This window comes from Salmonella sp. 32031103-2018-00083-FB-01-SM-01 (genome assembly GCF_017571995.1).
In the GTDB taxonomy this organism is placed as follows: Bacteria; Pseudomonadota; Gammaproteobacteria; order Enterobacterales; family Enterobacteriaceae; genus Salmonella; species Salmonella enterica.
In genome coordinates, this window is record NZ_JAGEQL010000006.1 from 1 (window position 1) to 24,408 (window position 24,408).

The 24,408-nt window shown below is 53.5% G+C and carries 19 protein-coding genes; 3 read left to right on the forward strand and 16 right to left on the reverse strand.

Annotated features, from left to right (window positions below; genetic code table 11):
- From J4614_RS16785 to napF, 8 genes are all read right to left on the reverse strand, one after another.
- Nucleotides 1-127: ATP-binding cassette domain-containing protein (locus J4614_RS16785; protein WP_116781764.1), on the reverse strand; the 127-nt coding region annotated here is incomplete at its 3' end.
- A 20-nt stretch (nt 128-147) separates the two neighbouring features.
- Nucleotides 148-750: a cytochrome c-type protein NapC gene (gene napC, locus J4614_RS16790; protein WP_023214980.1), complete on the reverse strand. Its 603-nt coding sequence runs from the start codon at nt 748-750 to the stop codon at nt 148-150.
- A 9-nt stretch (nt 751-759) separates the two neighbouring features.
- Complete coding sequence (gene napB / locus J4614_RS16795) at nt 760-1,209, reverse strand: nitrate reductase cytochrome c-type subunit (RefSeq protein ID WP_000835182.1); 450 nt, start codon at nt 1,207-1,209, stop codon at nt 760-762.
- A gap of 115 nt (nt 1,210-1,324) precedes the next feature.
- Nucleotides 1,325-2,194 (reverse strand): quinol dehydrogenase ferredoxin subunit NapH, encoded by an 870-nt coding sequence (gene napH, locus J4614_RS16800; protein ID WP_023214981.1) that lies wholly within the window; start codon nt 2,192-2,194, stop codon nt 1,325-1,327.
- Nucleotides 2,181-2,876: a ferredoxin-type protein NapG gene (napG, locus tag J4614_RS16805; protein WP_000091679.1), complete on the reverse strand. Its 696-nt coding sequence runs from the start codon at nt 2,874-2,876 to the stop codon at nt 2,181-2,183. The genes napH and napG overlap by 14 nt, the downstream gene beginning before the upstream one ends.
- A gap of 6 nt (nt 2,877-2,882) precedes the next feature.
- Nucleotides 2,883-5,369 (reverse strand): nitrate reductase catalytic subunit NapA, encoded by a 2,487-nt coding sequence (gene napA / locus J4614_RS16810; protein WP_000778097.1) that lies wholly within the window; start codon nt 5,367-5,369, stop codon nt 2,883-2,885.
- A complete protein-coding gene (napD, locus tag J4614_RS16815; protein ID WP_001260058.1) occupies nt 5,366-5,629 on the reverse strand; it encodes a chaperone NapD in 264 nt (87 codons plus the stop codon). Before napD ends, napA begins: the two co-directional genes overlap by 4 nt.
- Nucleotides 5,619-6,110, reverse strand: coding sequence for a ferredoxin-type protein NapF (gene napF / locus J4614_RS16820; protein WP_000228072.1), 492 nt, complete (start codon nt 6,108-6,110; stop codon nt 5,619-5,621). Before napF ends, napD begins: the two co-directional genes overlap by 11 nt.
- A gap of 413 nt (nt 6,111-6,523) precedes the next feature.
- Here napF and eco point away from each other — a divergent pair, with 413 nt between their 5' ends.
- Nucleotides 6,524-7,018: a serine protease inhibitor ecotin gene (gene eco, locus J4614_RS16825; protein WP_001550295.1), complete on the forward strand. Its 495-nt coding sequence runs from the start codon at nt 6,524-6,526 to the stop codon at nt 7,016-7,018.
- A gap of 191 nt (nt 7,019-7,209) precedes the next feature.
- Here the strand turns inward: eco and J4614_RS16830 are convergent, their stop codons facing one another.
- The 5 genes from J4614_RS16830 to J4614_RS16850 form a co-directional block, all read right to left on the reverse strand.
- The gene (locus J4614_RS16830) at nt 7,210-8,853 is read right to left on the reverse strand and encodes a multidrug ABC transporter permease/ATP-binding protein (protein ID WP_024155120.1); all 1,644 of its coding nucleotides are present in this window, start codon (nt 8,851-8,853) and stop codon (nt 7,210-7,212) included.
- Between the two features lie 75 nt (nt 8,854-8,928).
- Complete coding sequence (gene alkB / locus J4614_RS16835) at nt 8,929-9,579, reverse strand: DNA oxidative demethylase AlkB (protein WP_000884989.1); 651 nt, start codon at nt 9,577-9,579, stop codon at nt 8,929-8,931.
- 2 nt (nt 9,580-9,581) lie between these two features.
- A complete protein-coding gene (gene ada, locus J4614_RS16840) occupies nt 9,582-10,643 on the reverse strand; it encodes a bifunctional DNA-binding transcriptional regulator/O6-methylguanine-DNA methyltransferase Ada (protein ID WP_000975970.1) in 1,062 nt (353 codons plus the stop codon).
- Between the two features lie 80 nt (nt 10,644-10,723).
- The gene (gene apbE, locus J4614_RS16845) at nt 10,724-11,776 is read right to left on the reverse strand and encodes an FAD:protein FMN transferase ApbE (RefSeq protein ID WP_000784299.1); all 1,053 of its coding nucleotides are present in this window, start codon (nt 11,774-11,776) and stop codon (nt 10,724-10,726) included.
- A 114-nt stretch (nt 11,777-11,890) separates the two neighbouring features.
- The gene (locus tag J4614_RS16850; RefSeq protein ID WP_000865520.1) at nt 11,891-13,027 is read right to left on the reverse strand and encodes a porin OmpC; all 1,137 of its coding nucleotides are present in this window, start codon (nt 13,025-13,027) and stop codon (nt 11,891-11,893) included.
- Between the two features lie 727 nt (nt 13,028-13,754).
- Here J4614_RS16850 and rcsD point away from each other — a divergent pair.
- Together rcsD and rcsB are read left to right on the forward strand one after the other, a co-directional pair.
- A complete protein-coding gene (gene rcsD / locus J4614_RS16855) occupies nt 13,755-16,424 on the forward strand; it encodes a phosphotransferase RcsD (RefSeq protein WP_000083205.1) in 2,670 nt (889 codons plus the stop codon).
- A gap of 16 nt (nt 16,425-16,440) precedes the next feature.
- Nucleotides 16,441-17,091 (forward strand): response regulator transcription factor RcsB, encoded by a 651-nt coding sequence (rcsB, locus tag J4614_RS16860; RefSeq protein WP_001061919.1) that lies wholly within the window; start codon nt 16,441-16,443, stop codon nt 17,089-17,091.
- A 102-nt stretch (nt 17,092-17,193) separates the two neighbouring features.
- Here the strand turns inward: rcsB and rcsC are convergent, their stop codons facing one another.
- The 3 genes from rcsC to J4614_RS16875 form a co-directional block, all read right to left on the reverse strand.
- Nucleotides 17,194-20,040 (reverse strand): two-component system sensor histidine kinase RcsC, encoded by a 2,847-nt coding sequence (gene rcsC / locus J4614_RS16865; protein WP_000876072.1) that lies wholly within the window; start codon nt 20,038-20,040, stop codon nt 17,194-17,196.
- Nucleotides 20,041-20,157: 117 nt separating this feature from the next.
- Nucleotides 20,158-22,794: a DNA topoisomerase (ATP-hydrolyzing) subunit A gene (gene gyrA, locus J4614_RS16870; protein WP_001281274.1), complete on the reverse strand. Its 2,637-nt coding sequence runs from the start codon at nt 22,792-22,794 to the stop codon at nt 20,158-20,160.
- Between the two features lie 409 nt (nt 22,795-23,203).
- Nucleotides 23,204-24,406, reverse strand: a complete 1,203-nt coding sequence (locus tag J4614_RS16875) for a mandelate racemase/muconate lactonizing enzyme family protein (protein ID WP_031601994.1) — start codon at nt 24,404-24,406, stop codon at nt 23,204-23,206.
- Nucleotides 24,407-24,408 lie beyond the last annotated feature (2 nt).

The window sequence follows — 24,408 nt, forward strand, 5'->3', positions numbered from 1 at the left end:
GGGTGGTTTTTCCGGCGCCGTTGCCGCCGGTGACCTGCACCCACTCCCCGGCGTCCACGGTGAACGACAGCCCGCGAAACAGCGTCCTCTCGTCCCGCTCGCAGTACAGATCTCTGGCTTCAAGCATTCCCACTCATCAACGTCCTGTCAGAAACCTGGTTTAACATCACGCATATCCGGCAGTTTATGCGCGATCCCTTTGTGGCAATCGATACAGGTCTGTCCATCTTTTACCGCCTGATCGTGCATTTTCGCCGCGACGCCTTTTTGCGCGGTCAGATCCATAAAGTCGAAATTGTGGCAGTTACGGCATTCCTGCGAGTTGTTGTCTTTCATGCGCCGCCACTCATTTTGTGCCATTGTCAGGCGATGAGCTTCAAATTTCTGCGGTGTATCTATCAGCCCAAATACCTTCGCATACAGCTCCTTACTGGCTTTGATCTTACGGATCATCTTCGGCCCCCACTCATGCGGCACATGGCAGTCAGGACAGGTGGCGCGAACGCCACTACGGTTGTTGTAGTGGACGGTTTCCATATACTCCTCATACACCGTGTTGCGCATTTCATGGCAGCTAATACAAAACTCTTCGGTGTTAGCCTTTTCCATTCCGGTATTGAAGCCGCCCCAGAAGATGACGCCGCCGATAAAACCGATTAACAGCAGCGTCCCCAGCGCCAGGCGGCTGGGGCTGCGCCACCATCGCCAGACGCGCTTTATCCAGCCAGGTTTACGGTTAGAATTTTCCATAATGACCTCTTATTTCCCGTAACCTTGCGAGGGGGTAAAGGTATTGTCGATAATCGGCGCGGTATCAGACTGCGGTACGTGGCACTGCAGGCAGAAATAACGACGCGGCGCGACGTTGCCCGACACTTTACCGTCGCTGTCCATAAAGTGCGTCGGACTGATACGCGGCGCGCCCGTCGTACGATAACTTTCCACGCCGTGGCATTGCAGACAGCGGTTGGTATTGGTCGTCACCTGGTAGCCCTCGACGCTGTGCGGGATCATCGGCGGCTGGTTGACGTAATTTAGCGGCATACGTTCCTGCTCTTTCGGCATACGAATCGCCCCTTCCTGCGTCCCGGATACTTCCGGCGACTGGCTCAGATCCACTCCGTTTGCCGCCCAAACCGCACCACTTACCACCAGGGCAAGCGTGGCCATCCATTGACACAGCGCTTTCATCAGGTCATGGCTTTTCATTGTTTCGCTCCCGAACTCCATCGCATTTACACTTCATCCTTCGAGCTGCCTCTTTGTTGGCTGCGCTCGAAAATCCCAGTCACATCGTTATCTATGCTCCTGGGGATTTCCTCGCTTACCGCCGCGATGCATCCCGAATGATGTTGTGTATCGTTATTGTAAAAACATCCTCAGAACAGACATCCACACAGCGACCGCAGGTCAGGCAGTCGCGGTGAGTGACCTGCGCCGGGCTTTGCTCATCCAGCACCGGCGCACGTAGCACATGCGGTTCCGGGCAAACATGAAAACAATCCATACAGCGATTACATTTCTCACGTTTTTTGGCCGTCACGGTCACTACGCCTTTACTGCCCAGCACGCCATACAGCGCGCCCATCGGGCAAATATGACCGCACCAACCGTGCTCAACGACTAATAAATCAAATAAAAACAAAGCAATAATCAGCAACGCGCCGCTACTAAATCCCATAACCAGACTACGGCCTAACAGCGACACGGGATTAATCCATTCCCACAGCAGCGTGCCGGTCAACGCCGAACCGATTAACACCACCACCAGAAGGACGTACCGTATATGGCGTGGAATCGTCGCAGACTGGTTCAGGTCAAATTTCCTGCGCATCCAGTTAGCCAAATCGGTAACGGGGTTTAGCGGGCAAACCCAACTGCAAAATAATCGCTTTCCCGCCAGCGCATACAGCACAGTGATAATCACTGCTCCCGTCAGCGCCACGGTAGCGGGAAGATGTCCACTGGCGAGACTTTCCAGGGTAATCAGTGGATCGGTCAACGGGAGGGTATCGAACAGCAAACTACTGCTGTAGTTGCCATGCAAAACCCAAAAGCCCAGCCACGGGCCGCTGAGAAACATCCCCAGCACCATAAACTGGCTGATACGGCGTAACACCAGCCAGCGGTGGCTACGCCACCAGCCTTTTTTCGCCCGCGCTTCTCGCCCGGCGTCGCGTTTACGATTTGCCATCTTTCCCCTCCAGCCAGCCGAAGCGGTAATGGTGTCCTAACTCCCCTTTCGCCAATGACAACGGCAACACTTTTATCGCTGGTTGCTCCAGTACGCAGACTTTTTCGCATTTGCCGCAGCCGGTACAGGCGTCGCTGTGTACGGTGGGCAGAAAGCGCGCATGTTTGCCGGTGCGCATGTTGCGATCCAGCTCCAGCGTGATGGCCTCATCGATTTTCGGGCATTCGCGGTAGCAAACGTCGCAGCGCAGCCCCTGAAAGTTGAGGCAGTTTTCCTGATCCAGCAGCACCGCCAGCCCCATGCGCGAGTCATCAATGGAGGCGATATCTTTATTCAGCGCCCCGCTGGGGCAGACTTTGGCGCACGGAATGTCTTCACACATTTCGCAGGGGATGTCGCGAGCGACGAAATAGGGCGTGCCTGCCGATAGCCCGGAGGCCAGCGTCGCCAGTTTTAGCGTGTCGTATGGACACGCCTGAACGCACTGCCCGCAGCGCACACAGGCGCTGGCGAAGACATTTTCATTCAGCGCGCCAGGCGGACGCAGCCGCACGCCCGTTGCGCGCGCGGTTTGCTGTTGCAAGCCCAGCGCCACGCCAACCGCCGCCAGCCCGCCCGCAGTGCGCACAACATCACGCAGGAAGCGGCGGCGGCCATTTTGGGGTTTCGCTGTACGGGACATAACGCGTTACACCTTCGCCAGTTTAACGGCGCACTTCTTGAAGTCCGTCTCTTTAGAGAGCGGGTCCGTCGCATCCAGCGTCAGGTTGTTCACTAGCTGAGCGGCATCGAAGAACGGCATATACACCAGTCCCTGCGGCGGACGGTTACGTCCACGCGTTTCGACAATCGAAATCACTTCGCCGCGGCGGGACGACACTTTAACCTTATCCCCACGACGCAGATCGCGCGCTTTCGCATCCAGCGGGTGAATAAAGACCACCGCTTCCGGGAAGGCGCGATGCAATTCAGGCACGCGGCGCGTCATACTGCCGGTATGCCAGTGTTCCAGCACGCGACCGGTGGAAAGCCACAGATCGTACTCGTTGTCCGGCGACTCCGCCGCGGGTTCAAATGGCAGCGCGAAGATCACCGCTTTGCCATCCGGTTTACCGTAGAATTTGTACCCTTCCCCCGCTTTTACATACGGGTCGTTGCCTTCGCTGTAACGCCATTGCGTCTCTTTGCCTTCGACGACCGGCCAGCGCAGACCGCGCGCGTTGTGGTAATCGTCGAACGGCGCCAGATCGTGCCCGTGGCCACGTCCAAACCAGGCGTATTCTTCAAACAACCCTTTTTGCAGATAGAAGCCCAGTTCACGAGACTCATCGTTTAACTGATCCTCTTTCAGCTCGCTCAGCGGGAATTTGCTGACCGCCGGCGTGGCGAACAGAACGTCATACAGCGTTTTACCGCGCAGCTCCGGCTTCTGGGCCAGCAACGCCTCCGGCCAGACCTCCTCGGTTTTAAAACGACGGGAGAACTGCACCAGTTGCCAGAGGTCGGATTTAGCTTCGCCCGGCGCTTTAATTTGCTGACGCCAGAACTGCGTGCGGCGTTCGGCGTTGCCGTAAGCGCCTTCTTTCTCAACCCACATGGCGGTCGGCAGGATCAGATCCGCAGACAGCGCGCTCACCGTCGGGTAAGGATCGGAGACAATGATAAAGTTACGCGGATCGCGCCAGCCCGGCATCCGATCTTCATTGATGTTCGGCCCGGCCTGCATATTGTTATTACACATTACCCAGTAGACGTTCAGCTTGCCGTCTTTCAACGCGCGATCCTGCGCCACCGCATGTAAACCCACTTTTGCCGGGATAGTACCAGCAGGGATCTGCCAGTGTTTTTCGCAGATATCACGGTGTTTTTCGTTCGTCACGACCATGTCTGCGGGCAGACGGTGTGAGAAGGTTCCCACTTCACGCGCCGTACCGCAGGCGGAAGGCTGGCCGGTCAGCGAGAAAGGACCGCAGCCAGGCTGGGAGATTTTTCCGGTCAGCAGATGGAGGTTGTAAACCAGGTTATTCGCCCACACGCCGCGAGTATGCTGGTTAAAACCCATCGTCCAGTAAGAGATCACGCGCTTATTCGGATCGGCGTAGAGCTGCGCCAACTGTTCCAGTTGATCTTTCGGCACGCCGGTCATTTCAGCGGTCTTGTCCAGCGTATATTCCGCCACGAAGGCTTTATACTCGTCGAAGCTCATCGGCTCGGAAGCATCGGAGCCCGGATTCTTCGCCGCTTTTTCCAGCGGGTGCGTCGGGCGTAAGCCGTAGCCGATATCCGTCGCCCCTTTACGCAGGTTCACATGCTTTGTGAAGAAATCCTGATTTACCGCGTTGTTCTGAATAATGTAATTCGCGATATAGTTAAGGATCACCAGATCGCTTTGCGGGGTAAAGACAATACCGTTGTCCGCCAGCTCAAAGCTACGGTGCTGGAAGGTGGAGAGGACAGCGACTTTCACATTCGGGTCGGACAAACGGCGGTTAGTGATGCGCGACCATAAAATCGGGTGCATCTCCGCCATGTTGGAACCCCACAGCACAAACGCATCGGCCTGCTCGATATCGTCGTAGCAGCCCATCGGTTCATCCATGCCAAAGGTGCGCATAAAGCCCACCACCGCCGAGGCCATGCAGTGACGCGCGTTCGGGTCGATGTTGTTAGAGCGGAAACCAGCCTTGAACAGTTTCGCGGCGGCATAGCCTTCCCAGATGGTCCATTGACCCGACCCAAACATGCCGATCGCTTCTGGTCCTTTCTCTTTCAGGGAGGTTTTAAACTTCTCTTCCATCACATCGAAGGCCTGTTCCCAGCTCACCGGCGTAAACTCGCCGTCTTTGTGATAGCTGCCGTCTTTCATGCGCAGCATCGGCTGCGTCAGACGATCTTTGCCGTACATGATTTTGGGCAGGAAGTAGCCTTTAATGCAGTTCAGACCACGGTTGACCGGCGCGTCGGGGTCGCCCTGGCAGGCGACCACACGGCCCTGCTGCGTTCCCACCAACACACCGCAACCCGTTCCGCAAAAACGGCACGGCGCTTTATCCCATTTGATGGCTTCCTGCTGCCCGACAACGGCGCGGGCGACGCCCGGCACGCTCAGACCGGCAGCCGCCGCAGCGGCCGCAACGGCGTTAGCTTTCATAAAGCTACGACGACTGAGTTTCATGGTGTTTCCTCACCTTGCTCATCCTGCTGGTGATAAACCAGCGACACCGCCAGTACGCCCTCAACATTGCGTACTGACTCAATTGTTTGCATCAGCGTTTCACTCTGATCTGCTTCCGCCACCACGATCAGTTGCCCGCTTTCAACGTCGCTTAACGCGACTTCGCAACCCGGCAACGTGTTCAACTGTGTGCCAATGGCGGCGATGTTCTGACTTTTGGCCTGCACGACCAGGCTACAGACCTGCCAGTTAGTGCGCATGGTGGTTCTCCGCTTTGATGGCTGACACGGGGCAGATAGCCACACACGCCCCGCATCCGTTACAGGCCTGCGAGTCAAGCTGCGGCTGGTAAATGCCGGATAGCGTGGGACGAAAGGTAATGGCCATAGGTTCACAACTGTCCTGGCAACGATGGCATTCAACCGATTGCCTGGCGAGGCAGTTTTCCGTGAGTGTAAAAATCAGATCCCAGGCCCTGGTGTGGCGCGGAAGAAAAAGCGATTCAGTACAGGCCTGCGCGCAGGCATAACAAAAGCTGCACTCGCCCCGTTTGAAATCTACGCTCGGATATCCCCCCGTCCCTCGCTGCAGGATGTCGGCCTCACACGCCTGGATGCAGGCGTCGCAACGCAGACAATGTGCGAGAAAATAGGTTGTTTCTCTGGCCCACGGCGGAAGAATCCCATTGCTGGCGTTGCGCCAACTGCCGGTCAACATGCTTCGACGGGATAAATCAACCATGATATCGCCCTTCCATAACGACACGCTTCCATAGGGAGTGAATGCCAATAAAAACCTTACAATTTATGAGTAGTTATTTTTGTAAATAAGATATTTCAGGATGTGTAAGAGATGCATACCCCGATAGAGGTAAATGCTGTTGCCGGATCAAAAGAGTGCCGGGTAAAGACCCGTAAACGTGCTTTTTCTCACATTTCAATGAGTTATATAGCTATCTATATAACGAAAGCCACTAATAGCTGATAATTCCATTTACATTATCAATATCGGAATATTCCACTATATAAAAAGACGCTATTTTATTAATAATCTTGAAAATATGAGTAAATACAGATTAATAGATAATATGAATGTGTTAATCTGTTGTCCGTGCATACCGAAAACAGCAGAAAGGAAATACTGTGAACAATCAAATGAAGATGTTTGTCCCTGCCGTCGTCTTCGCCGCCCTCGCCAGCGCCTCTGCCTGGGCTAACAATAGCGATACCGCCCAGCCGCTGGAGAAAATCGCCCCCTATCCGCAGGCGGAAAAAGGAATGAAGCGGCAAGTGATAACCCTTACCCCTCAGCAGGATGAATCTACCCTCAAAGTGGAACTGTTGATTGGCCAAACGCTGAATGTGGATTGTAACCAGCATCGCCTCGGCGGCACGCTGGAAACAAAAACGCTGGAAGGCTGGGGCTATGACTATTATGTCTTTGATAACGTCACCTCTCCGGTATCAACCATGATGGCCTGCCCTGAAGGTAAGAAAGAGCAAAAATTCGTCACCGCCTGGCTGGGTGAAGACGGGATGCTGCGCTACAACAGCAAGCTGCCGATCGTGGTGTATACCCCAGCGAATGTGGACGTGAAATACCGCATCTGGAAAGCGGACGCTAACGTACAGAACGCCGTCGCGCGATAATGTTACGCTGCCCGGTCACACTTACCGGGCATCTGAACACGCCGGCTCACGCAGCGCTCCGGGGTTCTTTTTAAAACACGTCTGGACACCCGCTCGCCCGATGCCTGGTGGCGACGCGTAGCATCTTATCAGGCCTACCCGCGTGCGGACGTAGGGTTGCCATCAGGTGGTTCATCCGGCGCCATAGTCCATTACGCAGTACGCGCAACCGCATCACGCGAGGCGGCGTCACGTTCGTCGCCGGTGAGTTCGGTTAGCTGTCCGTTACGCATTTCAAGCAGACGATCGGCGTGAATAAAATAGTGATCATCATGGCTGATGGCGAAAATGGTTTTGCCCATTTCCTGCATTAACGGCAACAGTACCTGATAAAATTCCCGGCGGAAATGCGGGTCCTGATCGGCGGCCCACTCATCCAGCAAAATAATATCGCGCTCTTCCGCCAGCGCCAGCAGCAGCGCAATGCGCTTTTTTTGCCCTTTCGACAGTTTAAGATTCAAAATGCGCCCGTCGTTTAGCTCCAGCTTGTGCGTCATTTTCAGGTGCTCAAGCCACTTTTCGACCAGCGCGGGATTGGCGGGTTTCCCCTGCGGCCCCAGCAGGCGGTCGAATAACCACACATCGGTAAACACCGCAGAAAACAGTTTGCGATAATCTTCCGGCTGCCCGGCGGCAATAGGTTGACCATCAAGTAAAATCGTTCCCGATTGCGGCTGGTATAATCCGGTCAATAACATGGCCAGCGTCGATTTCCCGCTACCGTTGCCGCCAATTAAAAACAGCAGTTCGCCGCGGTGAATCGTCAGGTTGATGGGCCCCACGGAAAACGCGTTATCCTGATAGTGAAAAACCACGTTGCGCAGCTCCAGCGTCTTCCAGTCGGGAAAGGCTTTCGGCTGTGGAAAATCAGGCTTATACGGGGCGAGCGCGAATTTATTCAGTTTATTAAACGCCACCTGGGCGGTCAGTAGCGTTGGCAACGCCCCCACCGCAGACAGCAGCGGCGTGCGCAGGAACAGCAACGTCAGTGAATAGGTCGCCGCGACGTTGGTATCCGCCCAGCCGAGACTATTCGCCATCCAGAAGACCAGGCCTATCGCCCCCAGCATCATGATATTCGACCAGTTGACGGCGCTCAGATGAAAAGTATCGGCACGGATAATGTGATGACGGTACTCTTTGGCGTCCGGGGTATAGCATTGCTGAAAAATCTGCTCCGCACGCTCGCGGTTTAGCGTCAGCTCTTTGCGTCCTTCCAGCACCGTCTGATAGTCGTTGTACAGCCTATCTTCGGTCTCGCGCAGGGTCGCCATATGCTGGTAAACCCGCGCCACCAGCACAAATCCGCCCCAGATAGTGACCGCCATCCAGATAGCCGTAACCAGCAGCATTTTTGTCGATAGCATCGCCAGATACGCCGCCGAGCCGACGGTGAGGATAATGCCCTGTACCAGCTCAGGCAGACGCACAAAGGCGATAGTAATATTGCGAATATCGCTGGTCAGACCGGCCAGTAAAGAGGCGCTGCCCAGTTGCTCAATGCGTTCAACGTGCGTATCCAGAATGCGCTTGATAAATTCGCTGCGCAGGCGGTAAACGAAATGGTGTCCCAGAGTGGTAAGCGCCAGTTGGGAACCTAATGTGACAACCATTAGCAACAGGAGCAGACCGAGAAATTCCGGCAGCACCATGACGGTGGTGTCCACCGTTTCAATCAGGCGCTGATTGATAAACGCGATCAGGCCAATCCCCAGCGCCGCGCTGGCGAGGCTCAGCGCCATCACGCTAATAAATGGCCAGCGGTACTGCCGCCAGACAAGAATAAGAAGTTCCATGCATACAACCCGGACCGATAATAACAGCCCGCAGTTTAACTAACTCCACCTGCACAGCAATAATAATTCTTATTTTTATTCTTTTTCAGCCGCCTGACGGAAGGTGAGATTGTAACGAAATTCACCGGTCATGGGATGAAAGCCCGCTTTAAGCGGCTGGATACCATGATAAAACAGCCGGGACTCGCCGCCCCAGACCACGATATCGCCATGCTCCAGTAAGATCCGCTGGAGCGGATCGCTGCGACGCAGGCCGCCAAACTGAAAAATCGCCGGCACCCCCAACGAAACTGAGACGATAGGCGCGCGCAGATCCGGCTCGTCTTTATCCTGATGCAGCGACAGTTTTGCGCCGGGCGCGTAGCGATTGATCAGGCAGGCGTCCGGTTGGAAGCTCGCATACCCTGCCGCGATTGCCGCCTGACGACATACGCTGGCAAACGATAACGGCAGCGCAGGCCAGGGTTTATCGGTCAACGGATCGCGCACGGCATAACAATAACCGTGACGATCGGTGGTCCACCCTAACGCGCCGCAGTTGGTCATCGCCACCGACATGGTGTAGCCGCCCGGCGTCACCATCTGACGAAACGGAGACTGACTGGCGACAAACCCGATATCGTCTAATAGCGACTGCGCCGCGCGAAACGCAAAGCGGCGCAACACCACCGCGCCAGGCGCCAGGGGCTCTTGCCAGGGCGCTTCATCAGCAAATAGATCCAGCATTGCTACTCCTCTTTTTGCGCTTCTCGCTTTAATAGCTGCGCTTTTCGACGCACGCCCCAACGATAACCGGAGAGCGCGCCATCACGACGCACGACCCGATGACACGGGATCACCATCGCCAGTTTATTCGCGCCGCACGCGCTGGCGACCGCGCGTACTGCCGTGGGTTTGCCGATAGTCGCGGCAAGCTGTTGATAGCTTACGGTTTCGCCGCAGGGAATTGCGCATAACGCCTGCCAGACCTGCTGTTGAAACGCGGTTCCCTGGATATCCAGCGGCAACGAGAGCAGCACATCGCGTGTGTTGATAGCCGCGACAACCTGCCGCACCCGTTGCTGAAAAGGCGCGTCAGCAGGTTCGTGGCGGGCCGCCGGGAAAAGGGTGTGTAATTCAGCCAGTAGCGCGTCGTCGCTATCACCGGGGAGAATCGCGCAAATCCCCCGCTCGCTCTCCGCCACCAGGCACCGTCCGTAAACCCAGTCCGTCAGCGCATAGCGAACGGAGACATTATCGCCGCCTTTGCGAAACTGTTTTGCCGTCATGCCCAGCGTCTGGTCGGCATGTCGGTAGTAGCTACTGCTATCCGGGAAGCCGGCGCGGTAAATAGCCGCCGTGATCGGCTCTCCTTTCGCCAACGCCTCACGCAGCCGCCGGGCGCGCCACGCCTGCTGCCACCCTTTCGGCGTCATTCCGGTGCTCGCTTTAAACAGACGGTGCAGATGAAACGGACTCATCGCCACCGCCTGCGCCAGAGACGCCAGCGTTACCGGCGTCTCCTGCTCAAGTAAACGGCAGGCACAGGCAATCTTATCCAACCGCCGTTGCTGCGCGCGCGCATTATCCGGCTGACAGCGCTTGCAGGGGCGAAAACCGGCGTCCAGCGCCTGCTGCGCGTTGGCAAAAAAGCGAACATTTTTACGTAATGCCCGCTTCGAGCGACAAGAAGGGCGGCAAAAAACGCCGGTAGTTCGCACCGCAAAAACGAAACGCCCATCCGCGCTGGCATCGCGCGCCTGCACCCGCAGCCAGCATTCATCATCGGTAAGTAACGCTTTTTTCATCATAGACTCCTTCATTAAGCATAGTGCTTGCTTACATGCAGTGTGTCCGTAAATCCGCCCACAAAAACCCGTAATCTTGCGTTTTAATTCTTATCGCTCACCAGGAACGTTTTGAACTGCGGCGACATCCAGGTTTTAAAGCCTTCACCTTCTTTCATGATCATAAATACCGCCAGCCCTTCCCGCCGCACGACCTCTTGCGCCTTTTGTGTACCGAGCACCATCAGGCCGGTGTCCCAGCCGTCCGCTTCCAGCGCCGTTGGCGCGATAACCGTAACCGATACCAGGTTGTGTTCAATGGGGCGCCCCGTTTGCGGATCGATAACGTGCGAGACACGCTTGCCATCCAGCTCATAATAGTTACGGTAGCTGCCGGAGGTGCTGATGCCATGCCCGTTGATATCCACAATCGCCTGCACCGCGTTTTCCCGGTCGGTCGGCTTCTGAATCGCGACGCGCCACGGCTGCCCCTGCGCATTCATCCCGCGACTGCTTAATGCGCCGCCCACCGAGACCAGATAACGCGCAATGCCCTCCTGCTCCATCAGACGCGCCAGATGATCCGCCGCATAGCCCTCCCCGACCGTGGAGAGATCGACATAAAGATCCGGAAGATCTTTTTGCAAAAACTGATGTCCAGCCCTGTCGATAACCTGCAAATGTTGCAGGCCTGTTTTCGCTTTTGCCGCATCGATTTGTGCTGGTGTTGGGATATGCAGCGGCTGCCGATCCGGTCCAAACCCCCACAGATTGACCAGCGGGCCCACGGTGATATCCATCGCGCCATCCGTCTTCGCGCCAATACGCAGCGCCGAGGTCACGATATCCGCCATGGCTTCGCTGACCGGCCAGGGCGCAAGACTGCGTGAATGGTTAAAACGCATCAGCGCGGAGTCATTTTTATAGGTAGAAAGCAACCAATCATCAGCATCAAGCTGAGTCTGGATTTTAGTCTGTAGCTCTGCGGCGCGTTTCGCATCGATGCCAACCACGCTCACCCGCCAGATAGTCCCCATCGTCTTACCTTCCAGCACCTGAGCGGCAGGTGACGCTGTTGTCGTTTCGGGAGCCTCATCGCAGCCCATAAGTAAAAAAGCCGCCGCCAGACACACGGCCCGGCAAAAAGTCATTTTCATCGCTGTTTATCCTCATTCGAATGGACGCAAGCGTATATCAAAACGTCGTATTTGTACGCCGGAATAAGGCATGAAAAAAGGGCCCGCAGGCCCTTTAGCAACATCTTTTGCTGATTAGAACTGGTAAACCAGACCCAGCGCTACGATGTCGTCGGTGTTGATGCCCGCATCGCGGGTAAAGTCGTTTTTATCCAGCAGGTTGATTTTGTAATCAACATAGGTGGACATGTTTTTGTTGAAGTAGTAAGTCGCGCCGACATCAACGTATTTTACGATGTCCTGGTCGCCATAGCTGGCGCCGTAGCCGTTGCTGATGTCCTTACCTTTAGACTGCAGGTAAGCCACAGACGGACGCAGACCAAAGTCGAACTGGTACTGAGCAACCACTTCAAAGTTCTGCGCTTTGTTGGCAAAACCGTAAGAGTCGGACTTATTGTTGCCGTTAGAGGTACCAAAACGGGTTGCGTTATAGGTCTGAGAATACTGCGCTGCCAGATAGATGTTGTTCGCATCGTATTTCAGGCCGCCGGTGTAGACCGTAGCGCGATCGCCGTTACCATACAGGCGAGCGTCAGCGGTGTTGTTCTGATCGGCAGTACGTTTAGACGTGGTGATAGCGCCACCGACAGAGAAGCCTTCGCCGATTGCATAAGTCAGCGATCCGCCGTAACCGTCGCCGTTCTGGTTCAGCAGGCTGCGACCGTTGGTGTTTTCACCGCTCACGCTGCCGTTTTTGCCCTGATACTGTAACGCGAAGTCCAGACCATCCACCAGGCCGAAGAAGTCGGTGTTACGGTAAGTGGCATAGCCGTTACCACGTTGCTGCATAAAGTTGTCAGCGCCGTAGGTGTCGCCGCCGAACTCCGGCAGAACGTCGGTCCAGGAGGTCACGTCATAGGTTACGCCGTAGTTACGACCATAATCGAAGGAACCTGCGTCAGCGAATTTCAGACCCGCAAACGCCACACGCGTCCAGGAGTCGTTGCTGCCTTCAGTCTGGTTGCCCTGAATCTGATATTCCCACTGGCCATAACCGGTCAGCTGATCGTTAACCTGCGTTTCGCCTTTGAAGCCGATACGCATGTAGGTCTGGTCGCCGTCGCTGCCTTTGTCGTCAGAGAAGTAGTGCAGGCCATCAACTTTACCAAACAGGTCTAATTTGTTGCCGTCTTTATTATAAATTTCAGCCGCATTCGCTGCGCCTGCCACCAGCAGAGCTGGTACCAGGAGGGACAGTACTTTAACTTTCATGTTATTAACCCTCTGTTATATGCCTTTATTGCTTTTTTATGCCACTGCTTACTGGTTAACCCTCATTAACCAGTCGGCAAGTCCATTCTCCGCAAAAATACAGAATAATCCAACACGAATATGATACTAAAACTTTTAAGATGTTACAGTTATCTACATAGATGTTTCAAAATATGAATTTTACGGAACTTTTTTAAAGCAAAAATCAAGTAAAAATAAGCACAAATAGACAAAATATATTCACGAGACTTTTAAAATCAATGGGTTAAATTGATGAAATTCATAGCACTGAATGATAAAACAGAATCTTCATTCGCAACTAAAATAGTGACCGCTATCATCATTAACTTTATTTATTACCGTCATTCACTTCTGAATGTCTGTTTACCCCTATTTCAACCGGATGCTTCGCATTCGGTTTTTTTTACCCTTTTTCAGACACACCCGGCAGATTTATGCTACCTGCCTAAAACTATCACGGTTATTCACTACTCTCGCAGCTCTACCGTTCGTAAGACATTAGCAAATAATTTCTTGATATTTAGTGCTAAACATTTATAAGTAGTCTTTATATTTGTGCCGTTCTGCGAAGGTTGTACGCTTTTTCCGTCCCGCCGACGGAGCGCGTGTTAAGTTGCCCGGCATGACGTAAGAGTCTGGAAATTCATTCATTACCCTTTATACTGCCCTTCACCTTCAGCGTTGCTTTTACAGGTCGTAAACATAAATGAGTCAGTCTGACACAACGGTCTCTACCCGATTCTCCCTTCTACCGGGAAGCATTACCCGTTTCTTCTTATTGCTGATCATTGTGCTGCTGGTAACGATGGGCGTTATGGTACAGAGCGCCGTCAACGCCTGGTTGAAAGACAAAAGCTATCAAATTGTCGATATCACCCACGCTATTCATAAACGCGTGGATACCTGGCGGTATGTTACCTGGCAAATTTATGACAACATCGCCGCGACCACTACGCCATCGACAGGTGAAGGACTTCAGGAAACGCGTCTGAAGCAGGATGTGTATTATCTTGAAAAGCCGCGACGTAAAACTGAAGCGCTGATTTTCGGTTCCCATGACAGCGCCACGCTGGAAATGACGCAGCGTATGTCAACCTATCTGGATACGCTGTGGGGCGCGGAAAACGTGCCGTGGTCAATGTATTACCTCAATGGACAGGATAACAGCCTGATTCTTATCTCTACCCTACCGTTGAAAGATCTCTCTTCCGGCTTTAAAGAGTCCACTATTGGCAATATCGTCGATTCCCGCCGGGCAGAGATGTTGCAACAGGCAAATGCGCTGGATGAGCGCGAAAGTTTCTCCTCATTGCGAAAACTGGCCTGGCAAAACGGTCACTATTTTACGCTGCGCACGACCTTCAATCAGCCAGGACATCTGGCGACCGTGGTGGCGTTTGATCTGCCCATTAATGATTTAATCCCGCCAGGAATGCCGCTGGACAGTTTTCGGATAGAGCCTGACGCAACCCAGGCGACGGGGCGAAGCAGTGAAAAGGAAGCGCCTGATAGCGTCACGATTAGCTTTAACGGTTCAAAAATTGAGATCTCCTCAGCGCTTAACTCTACCGGAATGCGCCTGATCTGGCAGGTACCGTTCGGTACGCTTTTGCTTGATACGTTGCAAAATATTCTGCTGCCTTTACTGCTGAACATCGGGCTGCTGGCGTTGGCGTTATTTGGCTACGCTACGTTCCGTCATCAGCCGGGACGGACGACGGAATCGACATCTGGCAACGCGGCGAATAACGAGCTTCGCGTCTTACGCGCCATTAATGAAGAGATCGTTTCTCTGCTGCCGCTGGGTCTGCTGGTCTACGATCAGGAAGGAAACCGCACCGTGATCAGCAATAAAATCGCCGATCATCTGTTGCCGCATCTTAACCTGCAAAATATTACCAGCATGGCGGAACAGCATCAGGGCGTGATTCAGGCGACAATTAATAACGAACTGTATGAGATCCGTCTGTTTCGCAGCCAGATCGCCCCCCGCACGCAGATCTTTATTATCCGCGATCAGGACCGGGAAGTGCTGGTGAATAAGAAGCTTAAACAGGCGCAGCGTTTGTATGAGAAGAATCAGCAGGGCCGTGCCGCCTTTATGCAAAATATCAGCAACACGCTTAAAGAGCCCGTACGCCAACTGGCGGTTAACGCCGCGGCAGTCACCACGCCGGAAAGCCTGAAACTGGCGGATCAGGCGGATGTATTGGTACGTATGATCGATGAAATCCAACTGGCGAATATGCTGGAAAATGACGCATGGAAGAGCGAAGCAACGCTGTTCTCCCTGCAGGATCTTATTGACGAAGTCGTGCCGGAAGTGCTGCCCGCCATTAAGCGTAAAGGGCTGCAACTGCTGATTAATAACCATCTTAGCGGCAACGATGAACGCTGGGGCGATCGCGACGCCCTGCGCCGGATTTTGCTGCTGTTGATTCAGTATGCCGTCACGACGACCGCTATGGGTAAAATTACGCTTGAAGTCGAGCAGGATGAATCTATCGCGGAGCGTCTGACTTTCCGTATTCTGGATACGGGCGAAGGCGTAACGTTAAACGAGATTGATAATCTGCATTTCCCGTATATGAATGAAACGCAGGGCGACCGTTACGGCAAAGCAAATCCGCTCACCTTCTGGCTGTGCAATCAACTGGCGCGCAAACTGGGCGGTCATCTCAACATTAAAGCGCGGGAAACGCTGGGCACGCGCTATACCGTTCATGTCAAAATGCTTCCTCACGATCAGCATACCCAGGTCGAAGAGCGCCTGCTGGACGACGTGAGCGTGATGGTCGATGTGACGTCCAACGAGGTTCGCGCGATTGTGCTGCGTCAGTTAGAAAACTGGGGCGCCACCTGCATCACGCCGGATGAAAGGCAGATAAGTCAAGAATATGATCTCTTTTTAACGGATAATCCGTCTAATCTTACTGCCTCGGGCTTGCTTTTAAGCGATGATGAGTCAGGCGTGCGGAAAATTGGCCCGGGTCAGTTGCGCGTCAACTTTAATATGAGCAATGCTATGCAGGAAGCTGTACTACAACTTATCGAAGAGCAGCTGGCGCAGGAAGAGATTCCCGCCTCCCCGCTCGGCGGAGATGAAAATGCCGAGCTTCATGCCAGCGGCTATTATGCGCTATTTGTAGACACAGTACCGGATGATGTTAAGAGGTTGTATACTGAGGCGGCAACCAGCGATTTCGCTGCGCTGGCCCAAACGGCCCACCGCCTGAAAGGGGTGTTTGCCATGCTTAATCTGGTACCCGGCAAGCAGTTATGTGAAACGCTGGAACATCTGATTCGTGAGAAAGATGCTCCAGGTATAGAAAAATATATCAGCGACATTGACGCCTACGTCAAAAGCTTGCTGTAGCAAGGTAGCCCAATACATGAACAATATGAACGTAATTATTGCCGATGACCACCCGATTGTACTGTTCGGTATTCGCAAATCACTTGAACAAATCGAGTGGGTGAATGTTGTCGGCGAATTTGAAGATTCCACAGCATTGATCAACAATCTGCCGAAATTAGATGCGCATGTGTTGATCACTGACCTCTCCATGCCGGGAGATAAATACGGCGATGGGATCACCTTGATCAAGTACATCAAGCGTCATTTTCCGAGCCTGTCTATTATCGTTCTGACCATGAACAACAATCCGGCGATCCTGAGCGCCGTGTTGGATCTTGATATTGAAGGGATCGTACTCAAGCAGGGTGCGCCAACCGATCTGCCTAAGGCGCTGGCCGCGCTGCAAAAAGGCAAAAAATTCACCCCAGAAAGCGTTTCTCGTCTGCTGGAGAAAATCAGCGCAGGCGGTTACGGCGACAAGCGCCTGTCGCCAAAAGAGAGCGAAGTATTACGCCTGTTCGCCGAGGGCTTCCTGGTCACCGAAATCGCCAAGAAGCTCAACCGCAGCATTAAGACCATCAGCAGCCAGAAGAAATCGGCGATGATGAAACTGGGCGTAGAGAATGATATCGCGCTGCTCAACTATCTCTCTTCCGTCACCCTGAGTCCGACAGACAAAGAATAAATCACTTTTACGTTACCCAGCCTGATGGCGCTACGCTTATCAGGCCTACCAGTCGACTCATCTTTTGCAGGCCGGACAGGCGACGCCGCCATCCGGCATTTTTTATGCCCGCGTTTTACGTACCCGCTCGGCATACACCGCCAGCGTCTGTTTCAACACATCCAGCGTCACAGGCTTCGACAAACAACTGTCCATACCGGACTCCAGGCAACGTTGTTTCTCTTCCGCCAGCGCGTTCGCCGTCACGCCGACGACCGGCAGCGTCAGCCCAAGCTGACGGATACGCTGCGTCAGGCGATAGCCGTCCATGTTCGGCATGTTCACATCGCTCAGAACAATATCGATAGCATTTTTACTCAGCACATTCAGAGCGTCCACGCCATCATTGGCTGTCTTACACTGATACCCCAGCGATCCCAGTTGATCGGCCAGCAAGCGGCGATTGATCGGATGATCGTCAACGACCAGAATCATCATGTCGTCATTTGAATCTGCGGTTTTATCCGTCGTCGGCAATGCGCTGGAAAGCGCTTCACTATCCAGCTCAATACTATAGATACGCGCCAACAGCGCGGGCAACTCATGCACCGACGCCACACTATGCACCCACTCGCCCGGCGCTCTTTCCAACGGAATCCCGATATGGCGGCGGCAAAAGACGACCGCCGCCCTCCCCTGCCAGGTATGCTCCAGCGCGTCATCGACAATCAAAATATCGTCAGCAGCGGGTTCTTGCCCTTCATAACGCTGCGTATGAACGCCGCTACGCGCCAGACTGGTCTCAATAAACTGGCACAAAGAAGTATTGCGCACCGCCAGCCAACAGCAGGTTCCGGCGAGTCCTTCCACGCTCTTTTTCACAGGGTATTGCGCGCCATAAAGCGGGATGCGCAGCGTAAACTGGCTTCCCATGCCAGGCTCCGAATCGACGGAAATATCGCCGTCCATCATGCTGATCAATTTTTCGCAAATCGCCAGCCCCAGACCGGTCCCCTGAAAGTTACGCTGTACGCCGGTTCCCACCTGGAAGAAGGGATCGAACAGGCGAACCACCTCTTTTGCCGGAATACCAACCCCGGTATCCCGCACGCGAATGCTGAGATAATCCCCATCACAGCGCACATGCAGCACGATGCAGCCAATATCGGTAAACTTAATGGCGTTGCTCAACAGGTTTGAAATGACCTGCTGTAAACGCATCGGGTCGCCGTTCAGCGATACCGGCACGTTAGGCTCAATAAAACAATACAGGCCGAGCTGCTTACGCACCACCAGCGGCAGATAATTGGCGGTGATATGGTTCATCACCTCTCGCGGTGAAAATTCGCGCGGCTCAATCTTTAGCTGTTCCGACTCAATTTTCGAGAAGTCGAGAATGTCGCTGATAATTTTCAGCAACAGGCTGGAGGAGTTATTCATCGCCGTGACCAGACGATCCACGCCTTTTGGCAACTCTTTGGTTTGCAGCAGATCGAGATTGCCGATGATACCGTACAGCGGTGTGCGCAATTCATGGCTGACCGTTGCAAGGAACATGGATTTAGACTGGCTTGCCTGTTCCGCCGCCTGCGCCATCTCCTGCAGCGACTCTTCCATTTTGACGCGCGTACTCACATCTACCAACACGCAAATCGCGACGTTTTCATTACGATAGCGGGAATGGACGAAGCTAATTTGCAAATTGGTATTATTGCTGGTCAATACATCAACAAAGTTGACCTGCTGGCCGCAAATGATTTGCGTCAGGCGCTGTCTGTCTTCATGCGTGAGCATGTTCAGGTAGGTGTGCGCCAGTTCGTTACTCAGAATATTGACGCCATCAATAGTGCGCAGAATACAGATCCCCACCGGCGCGGAGGCGACGATTTTACGGTTGAACTGTTCATGCTCTTCCAGACGCTGGGCATCGCTCTCCGCCGGAATAAAAATTCGCCGCTCATACATCCGCGCAAGCGTAAACAGCCCTGCGCCCACCAGCACGTTCAGCAGGATAGCGTTCAGGATAAGGATACGAATACGCTCCAGGACTAAATCTACAGGCACAGAATAGACAATACTGAGCGAGGATGGCGGCAGGCTTTTTTTGAGTACCAGTTCGCGAAAACCTGGCGTATAACCAAACCAGGAGCGCTCCTGCATCCAGCGCGGCTCCGCTTTAATAATGCCGTCAGGACCGGCCAACGAAATCAGCGAATGGCCGTTCTCATCAATAATGGTGACGCCCATCGGCAAACTGCCCGGCGTGAAAAAATTTTCCATGCGGATGGACTGCTCGACGCCCAGCAGCGCCTGCAGACGGTTGGCCAGATACACCGGCGTCAGCGCATAAAAGTAGCCCACGCCCTGACGCGCGCCCTGGCTTATCCAGAAAAGGTTATTCCCACTTTCTTCTTGCGGCGCGTTGCGGTATTTCATAATCCGCTCATGTAACGCTTTTAACGCATCATCGCGCTCCACGGGCATTTCACGCAGGCCGAAATTCGCCATACAGAGGTTATCGCTGCCAATCAGGAAAACGCGGTTAAGATCATACGCCGCTGAAAAGTTGTCGCGCCAGTAACGCATAAACCAGGCCAGCGACTCCAGCGAACCGCGCCATGCGGAGCCCATCGCCGCACAGTCTGAGTCGGCGAATAGCGGTTCAAAGTCCGGTACCACCATTTTGTCATCACGCGCACGCGACGACATGACGCCGTTTTCCGCCGTTAAACGGTTCTCGGCGATATATTTGAGCTCTTTCATCACATCCGACGTGCGCTGGATAAAACGCTGCGCCTGATCGGAGCTAAGGTTGAACTCCTGACGAATTTCAGACTCCCGCTGGTGCAGGGCATTGACGATGTAAAACACCGAAACAAAGGCGATTAAGAGCCAAATGAGTAACGCTAACGCTCTGAATAAGTAGCGCGAGACTTTCAGCGTAGTTCGAAAGGAAGCAAGGTATTTCAAAGGGGCGAAGCTCCGCCTCAGGATGTAAATAGAGTGTGACTAAGGTAGCGGTAAATGACGTAGCCCGCAACGGCAAAGAAAAAGGGCCGGATATCCGGCCCTCGCACAGCAATAACATTACTCGTCAGCGTCATCCGCAACGTCGTCATCGCTTTCCGCTTCCGGGGCGATATCCTCATCCCCTTCCGCCACGCTGCCGTCGATAGCGTCGAGTTCTTCGTCATCTACCGGTTCAGCAACGCGTTGTAGACCCACCACGTTTTCATCTTCCGCCGTGCGGATAAGGATAACGCCCTGGGTATTACGTCCCACTACGCTGATCTCGGACACACGGGTACGCACCAGAGTACCGGCATCCGTGATCATCATGATCTGGTCGCAATCGTCCACCTGTACCGCGCCAACAACGGAACCGTTGCGCTCGGTGACTTTGATAGAGATAACGCCTTGCGTCGCACGCGACTTGGTTGGATACTCTTCAGCTGCGGTGCGTTTGCCGTAACCATTCTGCGTGACGGTCAGGATTGCCCCTTCGCCGCGTGGGATGATCAGAGAGACGACTTTATCGTCTCCCGCCAGCTTAATACCGCGCACACCGGTCGCGGTACGCCCCATCGCACGGACGGCGTCTTCTTTGAAGCGCACCACTTTACCCGCGGCCGAGAACAGCATGACTTCGTCAGAACCAGAAGTCAGGTCAACGCCAATCAGCTCGTCGCCGTCGTTGAGGTTCACCGCGATAATACCGGCGGAACGCGGACGGCTGAATTCGGTCAGCGCCGTTTTCTTCACGGTACCGCTGGCGGTCGCCATAAAGACGTTCACGCCTTCTTCGTACTCACGAACCGGCAGAATCGCGGTGATACGTTCGTTGGCTTCCAGCGGCAGCAGGTTGACGATCGGACGACCGCGCGCGCCACGACTGGCTTCCGGCAACTGATAGACCTTCATCCAGTACAGACGGCCCCGGCTGGAGAAGCAGAGGATGGTGTCATGAGTGTTGGCCACCAGCAGGCGGTCGATAAAGTCTTCTTCTTTAATACGCGCGGCAGATTTACCTTTCCCACCACGACGTTGCGCTTCGTAATCCGTCAGCGGTTGATATTTGACGTAACCCTGGTGAGACAGCGTCACGACAACATCTTCCTGGCTAATCAGATCTTCGATATTAATATCGGCGCTGTTAGCGGTGATTTCGGTACGACGCTCATCGCCGAACTGATCGCGAATTAACTCCATCTCTTCGCGGATCACTTCCATCAGGCGATCGGCGCTGCCCAGAATGTGCAGCAGTTCAGCAATCTGCTCCAGCAACTCTTTGTATTCGTCGAGCAGTTTTTCATGCTCCAGGCCGGTCAGTTTCTGCAAACGCAGATCCAGAATCGCCTGCGCCTGCTGCTCAGTCAGGTAGTACTGACCGTCACGCACGCCAAATTCTGGCTCCAGCCATTCCGGACGCGCAGCGTCATCACCAGCGCGCTCCAGCATCGCAGCAACGTTGCCCAGATCCCACGGACGCGAAATCAGCGCCGCTTTTGCTTCTGCCGGCGTTGGCGCGCGGCGAATCAGTTCGATAATCGGGTCGATGTTGGCCAGCGCAATCGCCAGAGCTTCAAGGATATGCGCGCGGTCACGGGCTTTACGCAGTTCAAAAATAGTACGACGCGTCACCACTTCACGGCGGTGGCGCACGAACGCTGAAATGATGTCTTTCAGGTTCATGATCTTCGGCTGGCCGTGATGCAGCGCCACCATGTTAATACCGAAGGAAACCTGTAGCTGGGTCTGGGAGTAGAGATTATTAAGCACCACCTCGCCCACCGCATCGCGTTTCACTTCAATCACGATGCGCATCCCGTCTTTATCGGATTCGTCACGCAGCGCGCTGATGCCTTCCACGCGTTTATCTTTCACCAGCTCGGCGATTTTCTCGATCAGGCGCGCTTTGTTCACCTGATAGGGAATTTCATGGACGATGATGGTTTCGCGGCCCGTTTTGGCGTCAGCTTCAACTTCCGCGCGGGCGCGGATGTACACTTTGCCACGACCGGTACGGTAGGCTTCTTCGATACCACGACGACCGTTGATGATCGCGGCGGTCGGGAAGTCCGGACCCGGAATATGTTCCATCAGCCCTTCAATGCTGATGTCTTCGTTGTCGATATACGCCAGGCAGCCGTTAATCACTTCCGTCAGGTTGTGCGGCGGGATATTCGTCGCCATACCTACTGCGATACCGGAAGAACCGTTCACCAGCAGATTCGGAATTTTGGTCGGCATGACGTCCGGAATTTTTTCCGTACCGTCATAGTTATCCACGAAATCCACCGTCTCTTTTTCGAGATCGGCCATCAGTTCGTGGGCGATTTTCGCCAGACGGATCTCCGTATAACGCATTGCCGCCGCGGAGTCGCCGTCAATAGAACCGAAGTTACCCTGACCATCCACCAGCATGTAACGCAGCGAGAATGGCTGCGCCATACGAACGATGGTGTCATACACTGCGGAATCGCCGTGGGGATGGTATTTACCGATTACGTCACCAACGACACGGGCAGATTTTTTATAGGCTTTGTTCCAGTCATTGCCCAATACGTTCATGGCGTAAAGTACGCGACGGTGTACCGGCTTCAGGCCATCTCGGACATCCGGCAGCGCACGGCCAACAATGACCGACATCGCATAATCCAGATAGGAGCTCTTCAGCTCTTCCTCAATGTTGACCGGTGTAATTTCTCTCGCAAGGTCGCTCATCTAACCGCTATCCCTCTACTGTATCCCGGATTCAAAGGTCGCAAATTATAACACATTCGCCCACGTACTGGTAAACGGAATGCAGCCAGACAATGCTTTATTCGGGTGCCGCATGCTCTCTTCATTTATAAGCGTGGTCTCGGCGTTTATCGGCGATCGGCTTCAGAGGCGACACAGGGGAGATCGGGGCCTGGCCAGGAAGAGGCTGGAAAATCAATACCTCCCGCGTATACCCGTCATACTTCAAGTTTCATGTGCGTTGGCGGCAAGTTACTCGGCCCATCCCTGGGCCTCGCCCCGTCGGGGTTAGCGCAAGCGCTGTTCAAGACGGTTAACCATTTTATCCTGCAACTCGAATTATTTAGGGGATATGCCGGGAGGCATAAACCATAATCAGTATCACCAGATGCTATTTAATCACATAGGCCAGGTATTCTTTCACTACCTGATCGTTTAATTCCTGACCCAATCCGGGCTGTTCCGGCGCGACATAATAGCCATTTTCCGGCTGATAATCGTGGGTACAAAGTTCCCGAATAGATGCTTTCATCGCATTAGTATGATGCTCATGAATAATAAAGTTGGGAATTGCTGTTTCCATATGCAGCGCGGCTACCGTGGAAACAGGACCGCCGCAAACATGCACCTGTACAGTGGTGTCATAAATATTAGCATAGTCACAGATTTTCTTTCCTTCGGTAATTCCGCCGCAGAGACACAAATCAGGTTGTGCTACGGCAATAGACTGCTTCTCCAGTAATTCCCTGTATCCCCATCTTGTGTAGGAACGCTCGCCAGTGGCGATTGGAATCGTTGTTGAACGGGAAACTTTCTGCATATTATCAGAATTTAATGGATGAATCGGTTCTTCATAAAGAAAGATACGATACTTTTCTATCGCCTTCGCAAATTGAATAGCTGAGTTTGTACCGAGAAGAGAATGGATTTCCACGATAATATCAGCATCATCCCCCATTGCTTCACGCATAGCGGCAATTCGCGCTTCCCCCATTTTTAATTGATCGGCCAGTAACAATCCTGAATAGTTACGATTTTTATTCTGAAAAACACAGTCATCGCCATTACGATCGATTTCGAGTGGATCCACTTTAATCGCATCATATCCATCGTCAAGAGCCGCACGCGCCGCCTCAGCATATTCATCAGGTGTCACTAATATCTGGCGTTTATCCCCCCAGCCAAATTGTAACTGACTAGCATAGGTTCTTAATTTTTCATTAGTTTTCCCACCAAGGAGCTGATAAACAGGTACACCTAAATATTTACCTTTGATATCCCAAAGTGCAATATCAATAGCGCTCATTCCGGCATAAAAAACGTTTCCGCCCCCCATCCCCCAAAAAGTCTTTCTGAAAAAGAACTCCCAAATTTTTTCGATATTTAATGGATCTTCACCCACAATCAATGGCGCCAGATCTCTGATGATCCCTACGCCAGCTTTAGCGCCTGCGCCATAGGCCAGTCCTACTTCGCCAATACCACTTAATCCTGAGTCGGTATTCACCCGAATAAGTACTGGATTATAGGAGGACATCGTTTGATCTCTTTTTTTTAATTCACAGTCAAAAACTTCAATAGACGTAATTTTCATAA

Excerpts from the sequence above, each read along its gene's own strand:
- J4614_RS16850 (WP_000865520.1), bottom strand. The coding sequence starts at position 13,027 with ATGAAAGTTAAAGTACTGTCCCTCCTGGTACCAGCTCTGCTGGTGGCA.
- J4614_RS16875 (WP_031601994.1), bottom strand. The coding sequence starts at position 24,406 with ATGAAAATTACGTCTATTGAAGTTTTTGACTGTGAATTAAAAAAAAGA.
- J4614_RS16830 (WP_024155120.1), bottom strand. The coding sequence starts at position 8,853 with ATGGAACTTCTTATTCTTGTCTGGCGGCAGTACCGCTGGCCATTTATT.
- napD (WP_001260058.1), bottom strand. The coding sequence starts at position 5,629 with ATGCGCACTAACTGGCAGGTCTGTAGCCTGGTCGTGCAGGCCAAAAGT.
- rcsD (WP_000083205.1), top strand. The coding sequence starts at position 13,755 with ATGAGTCAGTCTGACACAACGGTCTCTACCCGATTCTCCCTTCTACCG.
- gyrA (WP_001281274.1), bottom strand. The coding sequence starts at position 22,794 with ATGAGCGACCTTGCGAGAGAAATTACACCGGTCAACATTGAGGAAGAG.
- apbE (WP_000784299.1), bottom strand. The coding sequence starts at position 11,776 with ATGAAAATGACTTTTTGCCGGGCCGTGTGTCTGGCGGCGGCTTTTTTA.
- eco (WP_001550295.1), top strand. The coding sequence starts at position 6,524 with ATGAAGATGTTTGTCCCTGCCGTCGTCTTCGCCGCCCTCGCCAGCGCC.
- napB (WP_000835182.1), bottom strand. The coding sequence starts at position 1,209 with ATGAAAAGCCATGACCTGATGAAAGCGCTGTGTCAATGGATGGCCACG.
- napA (WP_000778097.1), bottom strand. The coding sequence starts at position 5,369 with ATGAAACTCAGTCGTCGTAGCTTTATGAAAGCTAACGCCGTTGCGGCC.
- napG (WP_000091679.1), bottom strand. The coding sequence starts at position 2,876 with ATGTCCCGTACAGCGAAACCCCAAAATGGCCGCCGCCGCTTCCTGCGT.
- rcsB (WP_001061919.1), top strand. The coding sequence starts at position 16,441 with ATGAACAATATGAACGTAATTATTGCCGATGACCACCCGATTGTACTG.
- ada (WP_000975970.1), bottom strand. The coding sequence starts at position 10,643 with ATGATGAAAAAAGCGTTACTTACCGATGATGAATGCTGGCTGCGGGTG.
- alkB (WP_000884989.1), bottom strand. The coding sequence starts at position 9,579 with ATGCTGGATCTATTTGCTGATGAAGCGCCCTGGCAAGAGCCCCTGGCG.
- napF (WP_000228072.1), bottom strand. The coding sequence starts at position 6,110 with ATGGTTGATTTATCCCGTCGAAGCATGTTGACCGGCAGTTGGCGCAAC.
- napH (WP_023214981.1), bottom strand. The coding sequence starts at position 2,194 with ATGGCAAATCGTAAACGCGACGCCGGGCGAGAAGCGCGGGCGAAAAAA.
- napC (WP_023214980.1), bottom strand. The coding sequence starts at position 750 with ATGGAAAATTCTAACCGTAAACCTGGCTGGATAAAGCGCGTCTGGCGA.